Source organism: Citrobacter sp. Cf118 (assembly GCF_030334095.1).
Classification (GTDB): domain Bacteria; phylum Pseudomonadota; class Gammaproteobacteria; order Enterobacterales; family Enterobacteriaceae; genus Citrobacter; species Citrobacter freundii.
In genome coordinates, this window is record NZ_JAOWES010000089.1 from 186,411 (window position 1) to 203,322 (window position 16,912).

The window sequence follows — 16,912 nt, forward strand, 5'->3', positions numbered from 1 at the left end:
ACCACGAAGTGGCAATTTTCCCGCCGGGAGCCGGGATTGTTAAGGGTACGGCGATAGTACCCTTAACACGTTCACAGGCAGTATGGTTTCAGAGAAGTGATACCACTAAAGTGAACGGAACATTTTGCCAGAGATAACATGCCATTATCTTTGGTTCACCTGTAACGACAGGAGATTAATCTGCACGGCCCATATAGCGACGCTCTTCGATATGAATACGGATTTTTTCACCCGCACTCAAATACTCAGGAACCTGGATCACCAGACCGGTGCTCAGGGTTGCTGGCTTGTTGCGCGCACTCGCTGAAGCACCTTTAATACCCGGTGAGGTTTCAACGATTTCCAGGTCTACGGTCTGCGGCAGTTCAAGCGCCAGCAGTTGGCCGTCCCAGGTCAGTACCTGCATATCCGGCATACCGCCTTCCGGCATGAACAGCAGCTCTTCTTCAATCTGGTCTTTGGTGAAGGTATACGGGGTATAGTCTTCTTTATCCATAAAGATGTATTCGTTGCCATCGACGTAGGAGAAATCAACCCCGCGGCGGCTCAGGGTGACGGTATCCACGATATCGTCGCCTTTGAAGCGTTCTTCAACTTTCAGACCGGTACGCACATCAGAAAAACGCATTTTGTACAGCGTAGCTGCACCACGTGCGGATGGTGATTGAATATCGATATCTTTTACAATCAGCAGCTTGCCGTTGTAGTTTAGTACCATACCTTTTTTAATTTCGTTCGCTCTTGGCATCGAAAAAATCCTGTAGTGAGGAGTGTCTAAAATATCGCGTAAAACTACTCGCGCCGGGGCATTCAGGCAAGCGGAATTCATGCTTTTGCTGGTGCCAAAAAGGTGGTACTGTGCGCTTCCCGCACAATCCGATGGTTTACGATAAAGAGAGTACTGTATGGAATGCCGTCCGGATTGTGGTGCATGCTGCACCGCGCCTTCAATCTCCAGTCCCATCCCTGGCATGCCTGATGGCAAACCTGCTAATACGCCATGCGTTCAGCTGGATGAATCCCTGCGTTGCAAAATTTTTGCTTCGCCGCTACGACCAAAAGTGTGCGGCGGTTTACAGCCCAGTGCGGAAATGTGCGGACAGACGACGCACCAGGCCATGGTTTATCTCATCGAGCTTGAAGCGCTGACCGCGCCTTAAACGTCCTTGATGCGCGCCAGGCACACAACGGTGGCGACGATCATCACCAGCGCAAACCAGAACACCGCGTGATAGTTCCAGATTTCAGCGGCAATCCCCGCCAGCGATCCGGCAATAATCCAGCCCACGCGAATGGTATTCGTATACAGGGTCGTTGCTGAGCCTGCCTGTCCTGGCATCAGATCCTGGAAATAGAGCATGCCAATCCCGCCGAGGATGCCGATGTAAATCGCGTTCAGCAGTTGTAAGCCAAGTAATATCGCCGGAGAGTGAGCCAGCAGCATACCGGCATAAAAGAAGAACCCGGCGACGACGGCAATTCTCATCAACAGACGTTTGCCCAGACGCTTTGCAAAATAGCCAGCCAACAACATGGTCGGGATTTCCAGTCCGGCTGCGGTACCCATCATGATGCCAGCCAGTTTTTCCGGCAGATGCAGTTCGTTGATGATAAACAGCGGCATATTAATGATATAGAGACTATTAGTGCCCCACATTAATGTGCAGATAACAAACAGCAGCAGCGTGTCGCGTCGATTGCGGCGCGGGGCCTCAACTGCGCCTGTTGCGAGAGGCACGTTTTTACTCATCGAGGGTAAAAATAACCAGACCATTACGCCGCAGACAACAAACGCCACCGCTGCGCTGAGATACATCACCGTAAAGCTGAACCCCATGGCCAGCGCGTAGGCCAGCGGTGGGCCAATTACCCAGGCCAGCGAAACCTGCGCACGTAATATTGAGCTGAACATGACGGCTTCCCGACCTGTGCGGTCGGCGTGTTCACGGGCGAGAGCGAACATTTGCGGGTTGGCAGTCGATCCAAAGCTGCTGAGGAATACCCCGATAAACAGCAGAATAAAATAGTTACGGTTCCAGGCGAACAGCACGCAGGCCAGCATCCCCAGCACGCAGCAAAACACAATCAGGTTTTTGCGATCGCCTTTTTTATCCGAGCGCCCGGCCAGAAACTGACTCACCAAAATGCCGATCACGGCGCTGCCGGTAAAAAAGAACCCGACCATGCCGGGACGGGCATGGACTTCATCCGTCAGAAAAAGGCTAAGCGTTGGCGTCTGCAACGCACCGGCGATACCCGTCAGAAATGCGACAAGCAGGAACGCCGAAGACGTTAAATCAAACGCCTTGGGTGTGGCGGCTACGGGGGTGTTATGCATGTTTTGATATCAATGATGTGAAGAGACGCGGAGTTTACGCCGCTTGTCAGAAAATAAACAGGGAGCCAAATCAAAATCGGCATCAAAAATCAAAATAGCATTTCAGTCAAAGAATGCTGTTTGCTGACGTTGCTGAATCTGACAAGCTGACGCCGTTTTTCCGTCAGCAGTTTTTTCTCCCTCGCAGAGAAAATGTGCGTTATCTCTAAATTCAGCAAGTAATTTGTCAACTTTACTTGTGTGCTGAAGAAAAAAGAGCAAGACTTCTTGAAACGTTTCAGCGTCATCTCGCCATAACTGATGGAGTCAGGTGACGCCTTTTTTCTCATGTTAGCTGAATCGTTTCAAATCAGCGGGAGAGGAGAACCATGTTCCAGTTATCTGTTCAGGATATTCACCCGGGCGAACAGGCCGGGAATAAAGAAGAGGCTATTCGCCAGGTTGCCGCTGCCTTAGTGCAGGCGGGTAACGTCGCGGAAGGCTACGTCGATGGCATGCTGGCGCGCGAACAACAGACGTCCACGTTCCTCGGCAACGGTATTGCGATTCCTCACGGTACGACGGACACGCGCGATCAGGTGCTGAAAACCGGTGTGCAGGTTTTTCAGTTTCCTCAGGGCGTGACCTGGGGCGAAGGGCAGGTTGCTTATGTGGCAATCGGCATCGCCGCAAGCTCTGATGAACACCTCGGTTTACTGCGTCAGCTGACACACGTGCTGAGCGATGACTCCGTCGCTGAACAGCTGAAATCTGCGACCACGGCGGAAGAACTGCGTGCGCTGCTGATGGGCGAAAAGCAAAGCGAACAGCTGAAGCTTGATAACGAAACGCTGTCGCTGGATGTCGTGGCCAACTCGCTGGTGACGCTGCAGGCACTCAACGCGGCACGACTGAAAGAAGTCGGTGCGGTTGACGCCACCTTTGTGGCCAGAGCAATCAATGAGCAGCCGATGAATCTCGGTCAGGGGATCTGGCTGAATGACTGTGCTGAAGGCAACGTGCGTAGCGCTGTTGCGGTCAGCCGTGCAGCAACAACATTCGATGTAGAAGGTGAAGCGGCAGCCCTGCTGGTGACCGTCGCCATGAATGACGATCAACCGGTTGCCGTGCTGAAGCGCCTTGGCGATCTGCTGCTGAATAATAAAGCTGACCGTTTGTTGAAAGCCGATGCGGCAACGGTGCTGGCGCTGCTGACCAGCGATGACGCCTTAACTGATGATGTACTGAGCGCCGAATTTATTGTGCGCAATGAGCATGGTTTACATGCCCGCCCGGGCACCATGCTGGTGAATACGATTAAACAATTTAACAGTGAAATTACCGTGACAAATCTTGATGGAACCGGCAAACCGGCGAATGGACGCAGTCTGATGAAAGTTGTGGCATTAGGCGTGAAAAAAGGACATCACCTGCGCTTTACCGCCCAGGGTGAAGATGCTGAACAGGCACTGAAGGCGATTGGCGAAGCCATCGCGGCAGGTCTGGGGGAGGGCGCGTAATGAGCAGACGTGTTGCGACTATAACCCTTAACCCGGCTTACGACCTGGTGGGTTTTTGCCCGGAAATTGAACGCGGTGAAGTGAACCTGGTTAAAACTACCGGTCTGCACGCGGCAGGGAAAGGAATTAACGTCGCTAAGGTTTTGAAGGATTTAGGTATCGATGTCACTGTGGGCGGCTTCTTGGGTAAAGACAACCAGGATGGTTTTCAGCAGTTGTTCAGCGAGCTGGGTATTGCCAACCGTTTTCAGGTTGTACAAGGGCGTACCCGTATCAACGTCAAACTGACCGAAAAAGACGGTGAAGTATCTGACTTTAATTTCTCCGGCTTTGAAGTCACCCCGGCTGACTGGGAACGCTTTGTGAATGACTCGCTGAGCTGGCTGGGCCAGTTCGACATGGTGTGCGTCAGCGGCAGTTTGCCGACCGGCGTGAGCCCGGAAGCCTTCACCGACTGGATGACGCGCCTGCGCAGTCAGTGTCCTTGCATTATCTTTGATAGTAGTCGTGAAGCGTTGGTGGCGGGTCTGAAAGCGGCACCGTGGCTGGTGAAACCAAACCGTCGTGAGCTGGAAATCTGGGCAGGCCGCAAACTGCCGGAAATGAAAGATGTGATTGATGCGGCGCATGCGCTGCGCGAGCAGGGTATTGCTCACGTGGTGATTTCACTCGGCGCGGAAGGTGCGCTGTGGGTTAACGCTTCAGGTGAATGGATTGCTAAACCGCCGTCAGTTGAGGTGGTCAGCACCGTCGGCGCGGGTGATTCAATGGTTGGCGGTCTGATTTACGGCCTGCTGATGCGTGAGTCCAGTGAACATACCCTGCGTCTGGCGACGGCTGTTGCCGCCCTGGCAGTAAGCCAAAGTAATGTAGGCATTACCGATCGTCCTCAGTTGGCCGCAATGATGGCGCGTGTCGACTTAAAACCGTTTAACTGACAGCTGGAGAGGCATAATGAAAACGCTGCTGATTATTGACGCTAATCTCGGCCAGGCTCGCGCTTACATGGCGAAAACCCTGCTTGGAGCGGCGGCACAGAAAGCACATCTGGAAATTATTGATAATCCGAATGATGCCGAACTGGCAATTGTTCTGGGCGATACGCTTCCTGCCGACAGTTCGCTGAACGGCAAAAAAGTCTGGCTGGGCGACATTGGTCGTGCGGTTGCGCACCCTGAACTGTTCCTCAGCGAAGCGAAGGGCCATGCAAAACCTTACAGTGCCCCGGTTGCAACAGCACCTGTGGCCAGCAGTGGTCCAAAACGCGTGGTGGCAGTGACGGCGTGTCCGACCGGCGTTGCTCATACGTTTATGGCTGCTGAAGCGATTGAAACAGAAGCGAAAAAACGTGGCTGGTGGGTGAAGGTCGAAACCCGAGGTTCTGTTGGCGCAGGCAATGCCATTACGCCGGAAGAAGTGGCTCAGGCGGATCTGGTGATTGTGGCAGCTGACATTGAAGTTGATCTGGCGAAGTTTGCCGGCAAACCGATGTACCGCACCTCTACGGGTCTTGCGTTGAAGAAAACCAAGCAGGAGCTGGACAAAGCGCTGGAAGAAGCAACCCCGTACCAGCCAACCGGTAAAACGCAGACTTCAGCAACCGAAAGTAAGAAAGAGAGCGCGGGGGCATATCGTCACCTGCTGACGGGCGTCTCTTACATGCTGCCGATGGTGGTTGCTGGCGGTCTGTGTATTGCACTCTCGTTCGCTTTTGGTATCGAAGCGTTTAAAGAGCAGGGTACGCTGGCGGCGGCGCTGATGCAGATTGGCGGTGGTTCAGCTTTTGCGCTGATGGTGCCGGTTCTGGCAGGTTATATCGCGTTTTCCATCGCTGACCGTCCTGGTCTGACGCCGGGTCTTATCGGCGGTATGCTGGCGGTGAGCACCGGTTCCGGCTTTATTGGCGGGATTATTGCTGGTTTCCTTGCCGGTTATGTGGCGAAGCTTATCAGCACGAAGTTGAAACTCCCGCAGAGTATGGAAGCGCTGAAACCGATCCTGATCATTCCGCTGTTCTCAAGCCTGGTGGTTGGTCTGGCCATGATTTACCTGATCGGCAAACCGGTGGCTGGCATTCTGGAAGGTCTGACCCACTGGCTGCAAACCATGGGTACGGCGAATGCGGTGCTGCTTGGAGCGATTCTTGGCGGCATGATGTGTACCGATATGGGTGGTCCGGTTAACAAGGCGGCGTATGCTTTCGGTGTGGGTCTGCTGAGTACGCAAACTTATGCGCCGATGGCGGCCATCATGGCGGCAGGTATGGTTCCCCCGCTGGCTCTGGGTTTAGCAACGCTGGTTGCGCGCCGTAAGTTCGACAAAGCTCAGCAGGAAGGCGGCAAAGCTGCGCTGGTACTGGGCCTGTGCTTTATCACCGAAGGGGCTATTCCATTCGCAGCCCGTGACCCGATGCGCGTTCTGCCTTGCTGTATCGTTGGTGGTGCGATTACCGGTGCTATTTCGATGGCAGTGGGTGCGAAGCTGATGGCGCCACACGGCGGGCTTTTCGTCCTGTTAATTCCAGGTGCAATTACGCCGGTACTGGGATACCTGCTGGCCATTATTGCCGGTACGCTGGTAGCCGGTCTCTCCTACGCGGTGCTGAAGCGCCCGGAAGATGAGGTTGTGGCAAAAGCGGCATGATTTAATGCTGACATCAGGGGCAGAGATTTCTCTGCCCCTTTTTTTATCGATTAACTGCTGCCTGAAGATGGATATGTAAAACGGTTCAGGCAATCATTGGCGCGATGATAAAACCAAAGGCAACGCCAGCAATGATCCCACCCAGTCCTGGCAGCATAAACGGATGGTTTAAGACATACTTGCCCACGCGTGTTGTCCCTGTGGTGTCGAACTCCATTGCCGCCAGCGAAGTCGGGTATGTTGGTAGAACAAACACCCCGGTTACCGCCACATAGGAGGCCAGAATCGCCCATGTAGGTACGCCGAGCGCAACGGCCAGAGGGATAATCAGCGGCGTTGTGGCGCCTTGCGAGTAGAGAAGTGCGCAGGTACCAAACAGCACCAGCGCCAACAGCATCGGATAAGCCCGTAGAATATCGCCTGCGATATCCTTAATCTCCGCTAAGTGGGCATCAATGAAGGTCGTTCCCAATGTAACAATCCCGAGAATGACGGCCAGTGAACTCATCCCTGCTCGAAATGTGGAGGTCAGGACAATAGCATCGGTTGATGTTTTGCATAACACCACCATCAGGCAAGCGGCAGATAACATACAAATAATGATGATATCCCGGGTATTCATTGGGTTGCCGGCATCAAATCCTGGGCGTAGCTGCGGGCAGGCGGCAAGAATAACGATGACGACCGTTGCCAACATGAACAGGGCGACTGAGAGTTTGGCACCCGGTACAGTGCTGTTTTGCCCTTCATATTTACGCACCAACCCTTTTTGCAGGCGTTCAAGATAGACTTCATCATCTTGTAGCTCGCATCCCTGACGTGAGGCGATAAAAGCGGCGGCCATCGCGGCAACAAACGAAGCTGGCAGACATACCGCCATAACCTGGATAAAGGTGACACCGTTGCCTTCCATAATGGTCAGCATCGCCGCCATTGCGGCACTGATCGGCGAACCGGATATCGCCACCTGAGAGGCGACCACGGAGCCGGCGAGCGTACGAGAAGGGCGGATACCGGACTCTTTGGCGACTTCGGCAATCACCGGTAGGGTAGAAAATACAATGAACCCTGTTCCGGCCATAATGGTCATCGACCAGGTGATAATCGGTGCAATAATATTGATATATTTAGGATTACGCCGCATGAAATTACCGGCTACGCGAACCAGATAATCCATACCTCCGGCGGCCTGTAGCGCCGATGCTGCCACGACAACTGTCATAATAATGAGAATAACGTCAACGGGGGGCGAACCAATTTGTAGATCAAATCCCAACGTTAAAATAGCCAGCCCCAGCCCGCCGCATAAACCGATACCTATTCCGCCGAGGCGGATACCAAAAAATATTGCACCTAACACGACGATAATTTCTAACCAAACCATAATGGCCTCCGCCAGAGAATAATTTGTTATTAAAATAAGTGTTTGTTTAATGCTTTATTAATCTGGTGACGGCTGTTATTGCGCCAGAAGATGATGTTTACCAACCCGTTTTTCGTACCATTTAATACCAGCGCGTACTAATGAACCGGTTGAGTCAATATATTTATCTGGGGAGTTTTTGACTGCGTTGGCAAGAATGACGGGGACTTCAGTACATCCCAGTACAATGACTTCTGCACCGCGTGAAAAGAGCATTTCAGCCTGTTCATTCATCAGCGTTTGTGCCCGCTTAAGATCGCCGGCTTTTAAGCAATAAATACTATCCATGACTTTTTCCTGACCGGATGAATCAGGGCTGACACAGGTTAAGCCAAGAGATTCTATGCCTTTTTGGTAGAGTCCCATGTAAAGGGTGGCGTTGGTAGCAAGTAAACCGATACGCGATTTTCCGCAGTTTTTGACTTCATTCATGGTGGTTTCAACGATACTGAGTAACTCTGTATGACAGCACTCTTTTAATTCATTAAACCAAAAGTGGGCAGTATTACAGGGGATCACAATACACTCCGCACCAGCATCTTCCAGTTTATGCATATAATCACGCATTGCCGGAAGTGGGGAATGACCATGATGCATTAACGCATCGGTTCGATCTGGAATATCAGGGATGGATGAAATAATTAATGGGATATGTTCCTGATCGCGTTGCGCTGCGGTAAAGGTGACGAATTTATTAAAAAGATCGACGGTTGCAGCAGGTCCCATACCACCAAGTACGCCAATTAAACCTTTCACGATATATACCTCTATTACCGATATTTAATATCAGGGCTGGTGTGTGTCTGGTGTCTATGTTTAACAGCAGTGTGTCGTGAGGAGAAATGCAATAATGTATGGTTCAATGCAAAAACTGCATGGGTGCAGTTTCTTTTGCCACCTCAGCAGGCCAGTAATCAGGCAGGTGTCTGAAATTCCGCGGCGATAAGCGGTCGTGGTCGATGGGTAAAGAAACAGGTTAATGTCAAAAACGAAGGTGTTATGCAAAAAACGAATCACCTGATGCTGATGTTGAATATCATCTCTGAGCATATTCAGGCATGATGCTTAAGACTAATTGACATATTTAAACATCCGCGTGACAGGCATGAAAAATATCGAGACAAAATGGTTATATGACTTTTTGACGCTGGAAGCGTGTCGTCATTTTTCCCAGGCCGCGGAGGAGCGCAACCTATCCCAACCGGCATTTAGCCGGCGGATCAAGGCGCTCGAATCCGCCGTTGGGGTGTTGCTGTTTGACCGTACGACGAGTCCACTGCAGCTGACGGAGGAGGGTAAGTTATTCCATTCGCAGACTCGTAGCCTGCTGCAACAGCTGGAATGTAACTTAGATGAGCTTAGTGGTCACAACCTGCTTGGCGTTCCCAATATCAAAATAGCGGCAGCGCATTCTCTGTCGCTGACGATGTTGCCCAGATTAGTACATTCAATGTCGGCATGGGGCGAGGAGTTTGTGTACCACGTCGAAGCGATTGACGTAGTCCAGGCAGTGAATACGCTGCGCGAGGGGAAAAGTGATTTCATTATCTCCTTTCGCGATGAAGACTTAATGCAGTCACCTTTCTGCGGCTTGAAGGTGTTTGAGTCTGAGCTGTATCCCGTCTGTGCTGCGGATTCACAGGGTAAGGCGTTGTTTGATATCTATCAGCCGCAGGTGCCGATACTGAACTATACCAGCACATCCTACATGGGAAGATTGGTTAACCGTCACCTGGCGGAGGTGGGGAGTATTTCGGCGCGTACGCTGTTTATGTCTTCGATGAGTGAGCTATTGAAGAATATGGCATTGGATGGGCATGGTATTGCCTGGCTGCCAGCGTGGACGATCGTGAACGAACTACGGGATAAACGCCTGGTTTGTCTGGACACGCCGGAGTTGATGGTGCCTATTCAGGCCTATATTTATAGAATGGATACACGTTTGAATAAAACCGCTGAGCACTTCTGGCGGATTTTGTACAACCATATGCCAGAGGATCTGGTTTCACTTAGTTGATACGCGCCAGTTCGGCTGGCGCGTCTGAAAAACCTCGGGTTAGGCCACCGCTTTTTCTGTTTGCTGGGCTTTCAGCCAGGCAATCTCTTCTGCCCAAATATCTGGATTAATGGTTTCCAGCACCAGCGGAATGCCGTCAAAACGATTGTCCTGCATGATCCAACGGAAGGCATCGTGGCCAATATTGCCTTCACCTAAGCTGTGGTGACGGTCAACGCGGCTGCCAAACGTGCTCTTGGCGTCGTTCAGGTGCATACCGCGCAGATATTTGAAGCCGACAATTCGTTCAAATTCCGCAAAGGTCTTTTCGCATTCCTCAACGGAACGCAAATCGTAACCGGCCGCGAAGGCGTGGCAGGTATCAATACAGACGCCGACACGGGATTTATCTTCTACGCCGTCGATAATGGCGGCCAGGTGCTCAAACTTAAAGCCAAGGTTGCTGCCCTGTCCGGCGGTATTTTCAATGACCGCCGTAACGCCCTGGGTCTGGGCGAGGGCGATGTTGATCGATTCCGCAATGCGCGCCAGACATTCATCTTCCGGAATCTGCATCAAATGGCTGCCTGGGTGAAAGTTCAGCAGGGATAAGCCAAGCTGTTCGCAGCGTTGCATTTCATCAAGAAACGCATCACGCGATTTTTCCAGCGCATCGCTGACCGGGTGACCGAGGTTAATCAGGTAGCTGTCGTGAGGCAGGATTTGTGCGGAAGTATAGTGATACTTCTCACAGGCAGATTTGAAATCATCAATGATTTCGGTGGTCAGCGGCGCGGCACGCCACTGACGCTGATTCTTGGTGAACAGGGCGAATGCGGTCGCTTCGATTTCTGCGGCTCGAATAGCGGCGTTAGCCAAACCGCCAGCGGCGCTTACGTGCGCTCCGATGTATTTCATAAATTAAACCCGCCATACTCAAATGCAAAAGGAGGAAGTATAGCGGGTTAATGGAGGTGAGTCGTGCTCGTTTATGCCATCAGCGCGTGGATAGCGAGGTTAATCGCGCCACCGCCCACAATCAGCCAGACAAACAGCAGCAGGGCCATCAGTAACGGTTTAGCACCGGCTTTTTTCAGGGCGCTAACGTGAGTGGTCAGCCCCAGTGCGGCCATCGCCATTGCCAGCAAAATGGTATCCAGTGTTACCAGCATGTTCACTACCGACTGCGGCAGAAAGTGGAACGAGTTAAAAATCGCGACCACAATGAACAGGATGGCAAACCACGGAATGGTGATTTTGCTCTTCTCACCACCGGAGGCCGGAGACAGCTGTTTAACGCGAGCGGCCAACAGGATAAGGAACGGTGCCAGCATCATGACGCGCAGCATTTTGGCAATAACTGCGGCATTTTCCGCATCCGGGTTAATGGCGTGCCCGGCAGCCACAACCTGAGCGACTTCATGCATGGTGGAACCAATGTAAATGCCGTAGGTTTCCGGGCTAAACCAGTGTGCCAGCAGCGGATACATTGCCGGATACAGGAAGATAGCGATGGTACCGAAGATCACTACGGTGGCGACAGCGACGGTTACCTTACTGGCTTCCGCTTTCACTACCGGTTCGGTTGCCAACACGGCGGCGGCACCACAAATGCTGCTCCCCGCGCCAATCAGCCAACTGGTGTGGCGGTCCAGACCAAACACTTTTTGCCCCAGGAAACAGGCAATCATAAAGGTACTGCTTAGCGTTAACACATCAATCACGATACCGCTGACGCCGACATCAGCAATTTGCGCGAAGGTGAGGCGGAAGCCGTAGAGGATGATCCCCAGACGTAATAAATGTTGTTTAGCAAACAGCACACCGCCGTCACAGCTTTTCCAGATGTGCGGATAGACGGTGTTGCCGAGAACCATCCCCAATAAGATTGCTAAGGTGAGGGCGCTGAACCCGGCACCTGCAACGGCGGGAATGGATCCACCCCATAAGGCGACCCCAGTGATAACTGCACTCAGGGCGAGCCCCGGAATAAAATGCCACGCTGTACGACGATGAGTCTGCAAGGTGAGTTCTGTCATATCCTTCTCCTTTATCTGGGTAAAAGAGTACGGCGAAGTGGTTTAAAAATAAAATTGATTATATATTTATAATTAATCTATATAAGTGGTATACCCGTCATACTTCAGGTTGCATGTGCGCTGGCTGCAACTCGAATTATTTAGGGTATAAGTAACGGTTATCCGGTGGAAAACGACTATGCATATCACCCTGCGACAACTTGAAGTGTTTGCTGAGGTATTAAAAAGCGGCTCAACGACCCAGGCATCTGTCATGCTGGCATTGTCGCAGTCGGCGGTGAGTGCGGCACTTACCGATCTGGAAGGGCAACTCGGCGTGCAACTGTTTGACCGTGTTGGTAAACGACTGGTGGTCAACGAACACGGGCGCTTGCTCTACCCACGGGCGCTGGCGCTACTCGAGCAAACGACCGAAATCGAACAGCTTTTCCGCGAAGATAATGGCGCTATCCGGGTTTATGCCAGTAGCACCATTGGCAACTATATTCTCCCTGCCATGATCGCCCGCTATCGGCATGATTTCCCCGATTTGCCGCTGGAGCTTAGCGTGGGCAACAGCCAGGACGTGATCAATGCGGTGCTGGATTTCCGGGTAGACATCGGGCTGATTGAAGGGCCGTGTCACAGTACGGAAATTATCTCTGAACCGTGGCTGGAAGACGAGCTGGTGGTGTTCGCCGCACCGTCGTCACCGCTTACAAAGGGACCCGTTACGCTGGAACAACTGGCTGCTTCGCCGTGGATACTGCGTGAACGAGGATCGGGTACGCGTGAACTGGTGGATTACCTGCTGTTGTCTCATTTGCCGAGATTTCAGATGGCAATGGAGTTGGGTAACTCCGAGGCCATTAAGCATGCGGTTCGCCATGGCCTCGGGATCAGCTGTTTGTCACGGCGGGTCATTGCCGAGCAGTTACAGGCGGGAACGCTGAGCGAAGTTCCTGTGCCGCTTCCGCGTTTGGTCCGCACGCTGTGGCGTGTTCATCATCGACAAAAACATATCTCCAATTCCATTACGCGCTTTTTGCACTACAGCGACCAGGTAGAGCAGGGGGAATAGGACGTTCACTGTCGTAATGACTCCTTTTTGCATACTGGCGGTTGCGTTTTAACCGCCTTGCCCCCTCTATTTTCTGCTTTACTTATAATCCGCGGCCAGTCATGAAGGTCTCTTATAACAGCGCATTTGTGCCGGAAGAATGCCGTTTCGTCTGCTACAATCGCGCCTCATTTTTTGGATGGATAGCATTTTCACATGGTTTCCGAAACTAAAACCACAGAAGCGCCCACGCTACGTCGTGAACTGAAGGCGCGTCACCTGACGATGATTGCCATTGGAGGCTCCATCGGTACAGGTCTTTTCGTTGCATCTGGTGCAACTATTTCTGCAGCGGGTCCTGGCGGCGCGTTGTTCTCTTATATTCTGATCGGTCTGATGGTGTATTTCCTGATGACCAGCCTCGGTGAACTGGCGGCCTATATGCCGGTTTCTGGCTCGTTTTCCACCTACGGTCAGAACTACGTAGAAGAAGGCTTTGGCTTCGCGCTGGGCTGGAACTACTGGTACAACTGGGCGGTAACGATTGCCGTTGACCTGGTGGCCGCACAGCTGGTGATGAGCTGGTGGTTCCCGGACACGCCGGGTTGGATCTGGAGTGCGCTGTTCCTCGGCGTGATCTTCCTGCTGAACTACATTTCCGTTCGCGGATTTGGTGAAGCGGAATATTGGTTCTCACTGATCAAAGTTACCACCGTCATTATCTTCATCGTAGTTGGCGTAATGATGATTTTCGGTATCTTCAAAGGCGCTCAGCCGGTGGGCTGGAGCAACTGGACGACCGGTGATGCACCGTTTGCCGGTGGTTTTGCTGCGATGATTGGCGTGGCGATGATCGTCGGCTTCTCCTTCCAGGGGACGGAACTGATCGGTATCGCGGCAGGTGAATCTGAAGATCCTGAAAAGAACATTCCACGTGCGGTACGTCAGGTATTCTGGCGAATCCTGCTGTTCTATGTGTTCGCGATTTTGATTATCAGCCTGATTATTCCGTACACCGATCCAAGCCTGCTGCGCAACGATGTGAAAGACATCAGCGTTAGCCCGTTCACGCTGGTATTCCAGCATGCGGGTCTGCTGTCCGCGGCAGCGGTAATGAACGCAGTTATCCTGACGGCGGTGCTGTCTGCAGGTAACTCCGGGATGTACGCTTCCACGCGTATGCTTTACACCCTGGCATGTGACGGTAAAGCGCCACGTATTTTCGGTAAACTTTCTCGTGGCGGCGTACCGCGTAACGCGCTGTATGCGACCACCGTGGTGGCGGGGCTGTGCTTCCTGACCTCGATGTTTGGCAATCAGACCGTATACCTGTGGCTGCTGAATACTTCCGGGATGACGGGCTTTATCGCCTGGCTGGGGATCGCCATTAGCCACTACCGCTTCCGTCGCGGTTATGTGCTGCAGGGCCACGATGTGAAGGATCTGCCGTACCGTTCTGGCTTCTTCCCGCTGGGTCCGATCTTCGCCTTTGTGCTGTGCCTGATTATCACTCTCGGCCAGAACTACGAAGCGTTCCTGAAAGACAGCATTGACTGGGGCGGCGTGATGGCTACCTATATTGGTATCCCGCTGTTCCTGATTATCTGGTTTGGCTATAAGCTGACCAAAGGAACTCATTTTGTTCGCTACAGCGAAATGAAATTCCCGGGTCGCGTGAAGAAATAACAGTATAAAAAGCATAACAAAAACCCCGGCATGATGAGTGCCGGGGTTTTTTATTGCGTCAGACTTAGAAGCTGTATGTCATGCCAACCGTGTAACGACGACCATCGAGAACGGTGTCGTAGGTATCGTAATCGATTTGCTTATCCAGCACGTTATACACGCCAGCGGTCATCAACAGATCCTTGGTGGCATAGTAACGTAAACCCACATCGACCTGCGTATAGGACGGCGTACCCTGTGCCATGGAAGTACGGCTCAGGTATTCAGACGTTTTTCCACGCAGATTCAGGCGGCTCCAGAAACCGAGATCTTGCGTGGCCTGCCAGTCCAGCGTCGTGTTAAACATATGCTTCGGCATTTTGTTCAACGGCTGGCCGGAGAACTGACCGCTTTTCTGCTCAGATTCCGTGTAGGTGTAGTTCGCGGTCCAGTTGACGTCTGACGTAATCTTCCAGCCGAAGGTGGATTCTACGCCACGCATATTGGCTTTATCGACGTTAACGCGATCGCTGACGAAGTCATAATGGGTATTGCCGATGGTGCAGGCCGGATCGGAACTGCTGTTACAACGGCGCACTTCAGTGATTTTGTTCTTGAAGTCGGTATTGAACAGGGTGACGCCCGCGTTGAGGTTATCGCCGTTATCCCACAGTAAGCCGATTTCTTCGCTGAGGCTTTTCTCCGGCTTCAGGTCCGGGTTGCCGACAATGATTCCGTTCAGACGACCGCCGCCGGTGACCTGTCCCCAGTTTGCTGATGACTGGCGCAGATCCGGGGCGCGATAGCCCGCCGAAACGCCGCCTTTTAAGGTCCATTGATCGCTCAGATGCCATACGCCATAGCCGCGTGGCGTCCAGTTGTCACCGTAGTTTTCATCCTTATCCATACGCAGACCGCCGGTCAGCGTAAAGGTATCGGTAACGGCCCATTCATCTTCAGCAAACAACGCCCAGCTCCAGCGGGTCAGTTTGTTCAGCCCATCAGCCGCTTGCAGCTGGTTGCCGTTATCGCGCAGTTTTTCATAACGGTATTGCCCGCCTAGCGTCAGGGTATGCGCTCCAAGGAATACCTGGTTCTGGTTATTGAAAATCGTGTTGTAGGACTTCATCTGGCGACCCGGGTTTTCGCTCTCTTCCTGCTGGACATAGCTGGTGGAGTTGAAGTCGTCGTAATAACCGCTGTGGGTTAGTGAATATGTCGTGTGCACATACTTGCTTTCGCTTTTGCTGTTCGGCTTACAGCTTCCGTTACGACAGTTTTCCTCAGCCATAGATTTGCCTGGGGTACTGTCGCGATCCTGCAATTCACGTGCGTAATCGAAATCGATATCGTTTTTATCGTCTGGCGTAAAGTTCAGGGTTAAGCCCCCGTTACGCATACGCTGTTCATTGTAGCCATTGAGGATTTTATCTTCCGCCCGATGGGAGAATAACCCGGTCACCTTCGCGCCAAGTAATCCGTCAATCAGTGGCCCAGACGCATAGGCGTTGGTCTGGTAAATATCACCGGAGTCTCTGTCTTCCTGGAAAGTGGCATCGCCGTGCAGAGAACCGGTCCAGGCTTTGGTATTCGACACTTTCTTGGTGATGACGTTAATGACACCGCCCATCGCGTCGGAGCCGTATAGTGATGACATCGGGCCACGGATGACTTCGATACGCTCGATGGATTCAAGCGGCGGCAGCCAACCTTGTTCAATACCTGAGTTGTCGCTATTAGGACGTGTGCCGCGGGTGCTGATGCGTTTACCGTTGACCAGGAAGAGCGTGTATTGCGAAGCCATACCGCGAATACTGATATCGCTGCTGCTCCCCCCGCCGGTGACGACGACGCCAGGGACATCTTTTAGCGCATCGGTGACATCGCGATAGGCTTTGTCCTCAATCTGCTGCTTGGTAATAACAGATATCGAAGCCGGGGCATCCTGAATTTTCTGCTCAAAGCCGGTAGCGGTAACTACCACGGTATCTTGTTCAGCGGCATGGCCGAGTGATGGGAGACTGGCGACGCATACTGCGGCAGCTACAGCCTTAACGTGAGGTATAGTCATTTGTATCATTCCATTTAAATGAATCAAACTGCGCGTCATGTGAAAGGCCATGACAATTGTATGTATTTGTCTTTTAAGGACTCTTTTCAGTAAAGAAGCGGGAGGATTGTACAAAAGTATGAATATTTGTAAACACAAATGATAATAGAAATCATTTGTGTTTGATGTGATTTAGGGTGAAATACTTTTTTAATCAATA

The 16,912-nt window shown here is 52.2% G+C and carries 14 protein-coding genes; 7 read left to right on the top strand and 7 right to left on the bottom strand.

What is annotated here, in order from left to right:
• Nucleotides 1-175: 175 nt before the first annotated feature.
• Nucleotides 176-748 carry an elongation factor P-like protein YeiP gene (yeiP, locus tag OGX67_RS24545; protein ID WP_003027452.1) on the bottom strand — a complete coding sequence of 191 codons (573 nt, stop codon included), beginning with the start codon at nt 746-748 and terminating at the stop codon, nt 176-178.
• Nucleotides 749-905: 157 nt separating this feature from the next.
• Between yeiP and OGX67_RS24550 the strand changes: the two genes are divergently transcribed.
• Nucleotides 906-1,160 (top strand): YkgJ family cysteine cluster protein, encoded by a 255-nt coding sequence (locus OGX67_RS24550; RefSeq protein WP_003027451.1) that lies wholly within the window; start codon nt 906-908, stop codon nt 1,158-1,160.
• Here OGX67_RS24550 and setB read toward each other — a convergent pair.
• Nucleotides 1,157-2,338 (bottom strand): sugar efflux transporter SetB, encoded by a 1,182-nt coding sequence (setB, locus tag OGX67_RS24555; protein WP_286527730.1) that lies wholly within the window; start codon nt 2,336-2,338, stop codon nt 1,157-1,159. The two genes, OGX67_RS24550 and setB, sit on opposite strands and share 4 nt — an antisense overlap.
• A gap of 368 nt (nt 2,339-2,706) precedes the next feature.
• Between setB and fruB the strand changes: the two genes are divergently transcribed.
• The 3 genes from fruB to fruA are packed head-to-tail and all read left to right on the top strand — an operon-like array spanning nt 2,707 to nt 6,480.
• Nucleotides 2,707-3,837, top strand: a complete 1,131-nt coding sequence (fruB, locus tag OGX67_RS24560; protein ID WP_044711441.1) for a fused PTS fructose transporter subunit IIA/HPr protein — start codon at nt 2,707-2,709, stop codon at nt 3,835-3,837.
• Nucleotides 3,837-4,775, top strand: coding sequence for a 1-phosphofructokinase (gene fruK / locus OGX67_RS24565; protein ID WP_003027446.1), 939 nt, complete (start codon nt 3,837-3,839; stop codon nt 4,773-4,775). Before fruB ends, fruK begins: the two co-directional genes overlap by 1 nt.
• 16 nt (nt 4,776-4,791) lie before the next feature.
• Complete coding sequence (gene fruA / locus OGX67_RS24570; protein WP_057064016.1) at nt 4,792-6,480, top strand: PTS fructose transporter subunit IIBC; 1,689 nt, start codon at nt 4,792-4,794, stop codon at nt 6,478-6,480.
• Between the two features lie 85 nt (nt 6,481-6,565).
• Here the strand turns inward: fruA and OGX67_RS24575 are convergent, their stop codons facing one another.
• The gene (locus OGX67_RS24575) at nt 6,566-7,864 is read right to left on the bottom strand and encodes an anaerobic C4-dicarboxylate transporter (protein ID WP_003845167.1); all 1,299 of its coding nucleotides are present in this window, start codon (nt 7,862-7,864) and stop codon (nt 6,566-6,568) included.
• Between the two features lie 75 nt (nt 7,865-7,939).
• On the bottom strand, nt 7,940-8,659 hold the full coding sequence (cuyB, locus tag OGX67_RS24580) for a cysteate racemase (protein WP_003027440.1): 720 nt from the start codon (nt 8,657-8,659) through the stop codon (nt 7,940-7,942).
• 349 nt (nt 8,660-9,008) lie between these two features.
• Between cuyB and hypT the strand changes: the two genes are divergently transcribed.
• The gene (hypT, locus tag OGX67_RS24585; RefSeq protein ID WP_003840090.1) at nt 9,009-9,920 is read left to right on the top strand and encodes a hypochlorite stress DNA-binding transcriptional regulator HypT; all 912 of its coding nucleotides are present in this window, start codon (nt 9,009-9,011) and stop codon (nt 9,918-9,920) included.
• A 39-nt stretch (nt 9,921-9,959) separates the two neighbouring features.
• Here the strand turns inward: hypT and nfo are convergent, their stop codons facing one another.
• Nucleotides 9,960-10,817 carry a deoxyribonuclease IV gene (gene nfo, locus OGX67_RS24590; protein WP_003027428.1) on the bottom strand — a complete coding sequence of 286 codons (858 nt, stop codon included), beginning with the start codon at nt 10,815-10,817 and terminating at the stop codon, nt 9,960-9,962.
• A 71-nt stretch (nt 10,818-10,888) separates the two neighbouring features.
• Nucleotides 10,889-11,938, bottom strand: a complete 1,050-nt coding sequence (locus OGX67_RS24595) for a YeiH family protein (protein WP_003027424.1) — start codon at nt 11,936-11,938, stop codon at nt 10,889-10,891.
• Between the two features lie 178 nt (nt 11,939-12,116).
• Here OGX67_RS24595 and yieE point away from each other — a divergent pair, with 178 nt between their 5' ends.
• Both yieE and lysP read left to right on the top strand, forming a co-directional pair.
• The gene (gene yieE / locus OGX67_RS24600; RefSeq protein ID WP_071667258.1) at nt 12,117-12,998 is read left to right on the top strand and encodes a DNA-binding transcriptional regulator YeiE; all 882 of its coding nucleotides are present in this window, start codon (nt 12,117-12,119) and stop codon (nt 12,996-12,998) included.
• 195 nt (nt 12,999-13,193) lie between these two features.
• Nucleotides 13,194-14,663 carry a lysine-specific permease gene (gene lysP / locus OGX67_RS24605; protein ID WP_003027419.1) on the top strand — a complete coding sequence of 490 codons (1,470 nt, stop codon included), beginning with the start codon at nt 13,194-13,196 and terminating at the stop codon, nt 14,661-14,663.
• Between the two features lie 64 nt (nt 14,664-14,727).
• Here the strand turns inward: lysP and OGX67_RS24610 are convergent, their stop codons facing one another.
• Complete coding sequence (locus OGX67_RS24610) at nt 14,728-16,713, bottom strand: ligand-gated channel protein (protein ID WP_003027416.1); 1,986 nt, start codon at nt 16,711-16,713, stop codon at nt 14,728-14,730.
• Nucleotides 16,714-16,912 lie beyond the last annotated feature (199 nt).

Coding starts and splice junctions, on each gene's coding strand:
- nfo (WP_003027428.1), bottom strand. CDS start 10,817: ATGAAATACATCGGAGCGCACGTAAGCGCCGCTGGCGGTTTGGCTAAC.
- OGX67_RS24610 (WP_003027416.1), bottom strand. CDS start 16,713: ATGACTATACCTCACGTTAAGGCTGTAGCTGCCGCAGTATGCGTCGCC.
- hypT (WP_003840090.1), top strand. CDS start 9,009: ATGAAAAATATCGAGACAAAATGGTTATATGACTTTTTGACGCTGGAA.
- OGX67_RS24595 (WP_003027424.1), bottom strand. CDS start 11,938: ATGACAGAACTCACCTTGCAGACTCATCGTCGTACAGCGTGGCATTTT.
- OGX67_RS24575 (WP_003845167.1), bottom strand. CDS start 7,864: ATGGTTTGGTTAGAAATTATCGTCGTGTTAGGTGCAATATTTTTTGGT.
- yeiP (WP_003027452.1), bottom strand. CDS start 748: ATGCCAAGAGCGAACGAAATTAAAAAAGGTATGGTACTAAACTACAAC.
- fruK (WP_003027446.1), top strand. CDS start 3,837: ATGAGCAGACGTGTTGCGACTATAACCCTTAACCCGGCTTACGACCTG.
- yieE (WP_071667258.1), top strand. CDS start 12,117: ATGCATATCACCCTGCGACAACTTGAAGTGTTTGCTGAGGTATTAAAA.
- lysP (WP_003027419.1), top strand. CDS start 13,194: ATGGTTTCCGAAACTAAAACCACAGAAGCGCCCACGCTACGTCGTGAA.
- fruB (WP_044711441.1), top strand. CDS start 2,707: ATGTTCCAGTTATCTGTTCAGGATATTCACCCGGGCGAACAGGCCGGG.
- fruA (WP_057064016.1), top strand. CDS start 4,792: ATGAAAACGCTGCTGATTATTGACGCTAATCTCGGCCAGGCTCGCGCT.
- setB (WP_286527730.1), bottom strand. CDS start 2,338: ATGCATAACACCCCCGTAGCCGCCACACCCAAGGCGTTTGATTTAACG.
- OGX67_RS24550 (WP_003027451.1), top strand. CDS start 906: ATGGAATGCCGTCCGGATTGTGGTGCATGCTGCACCGCGCCTTCAATC.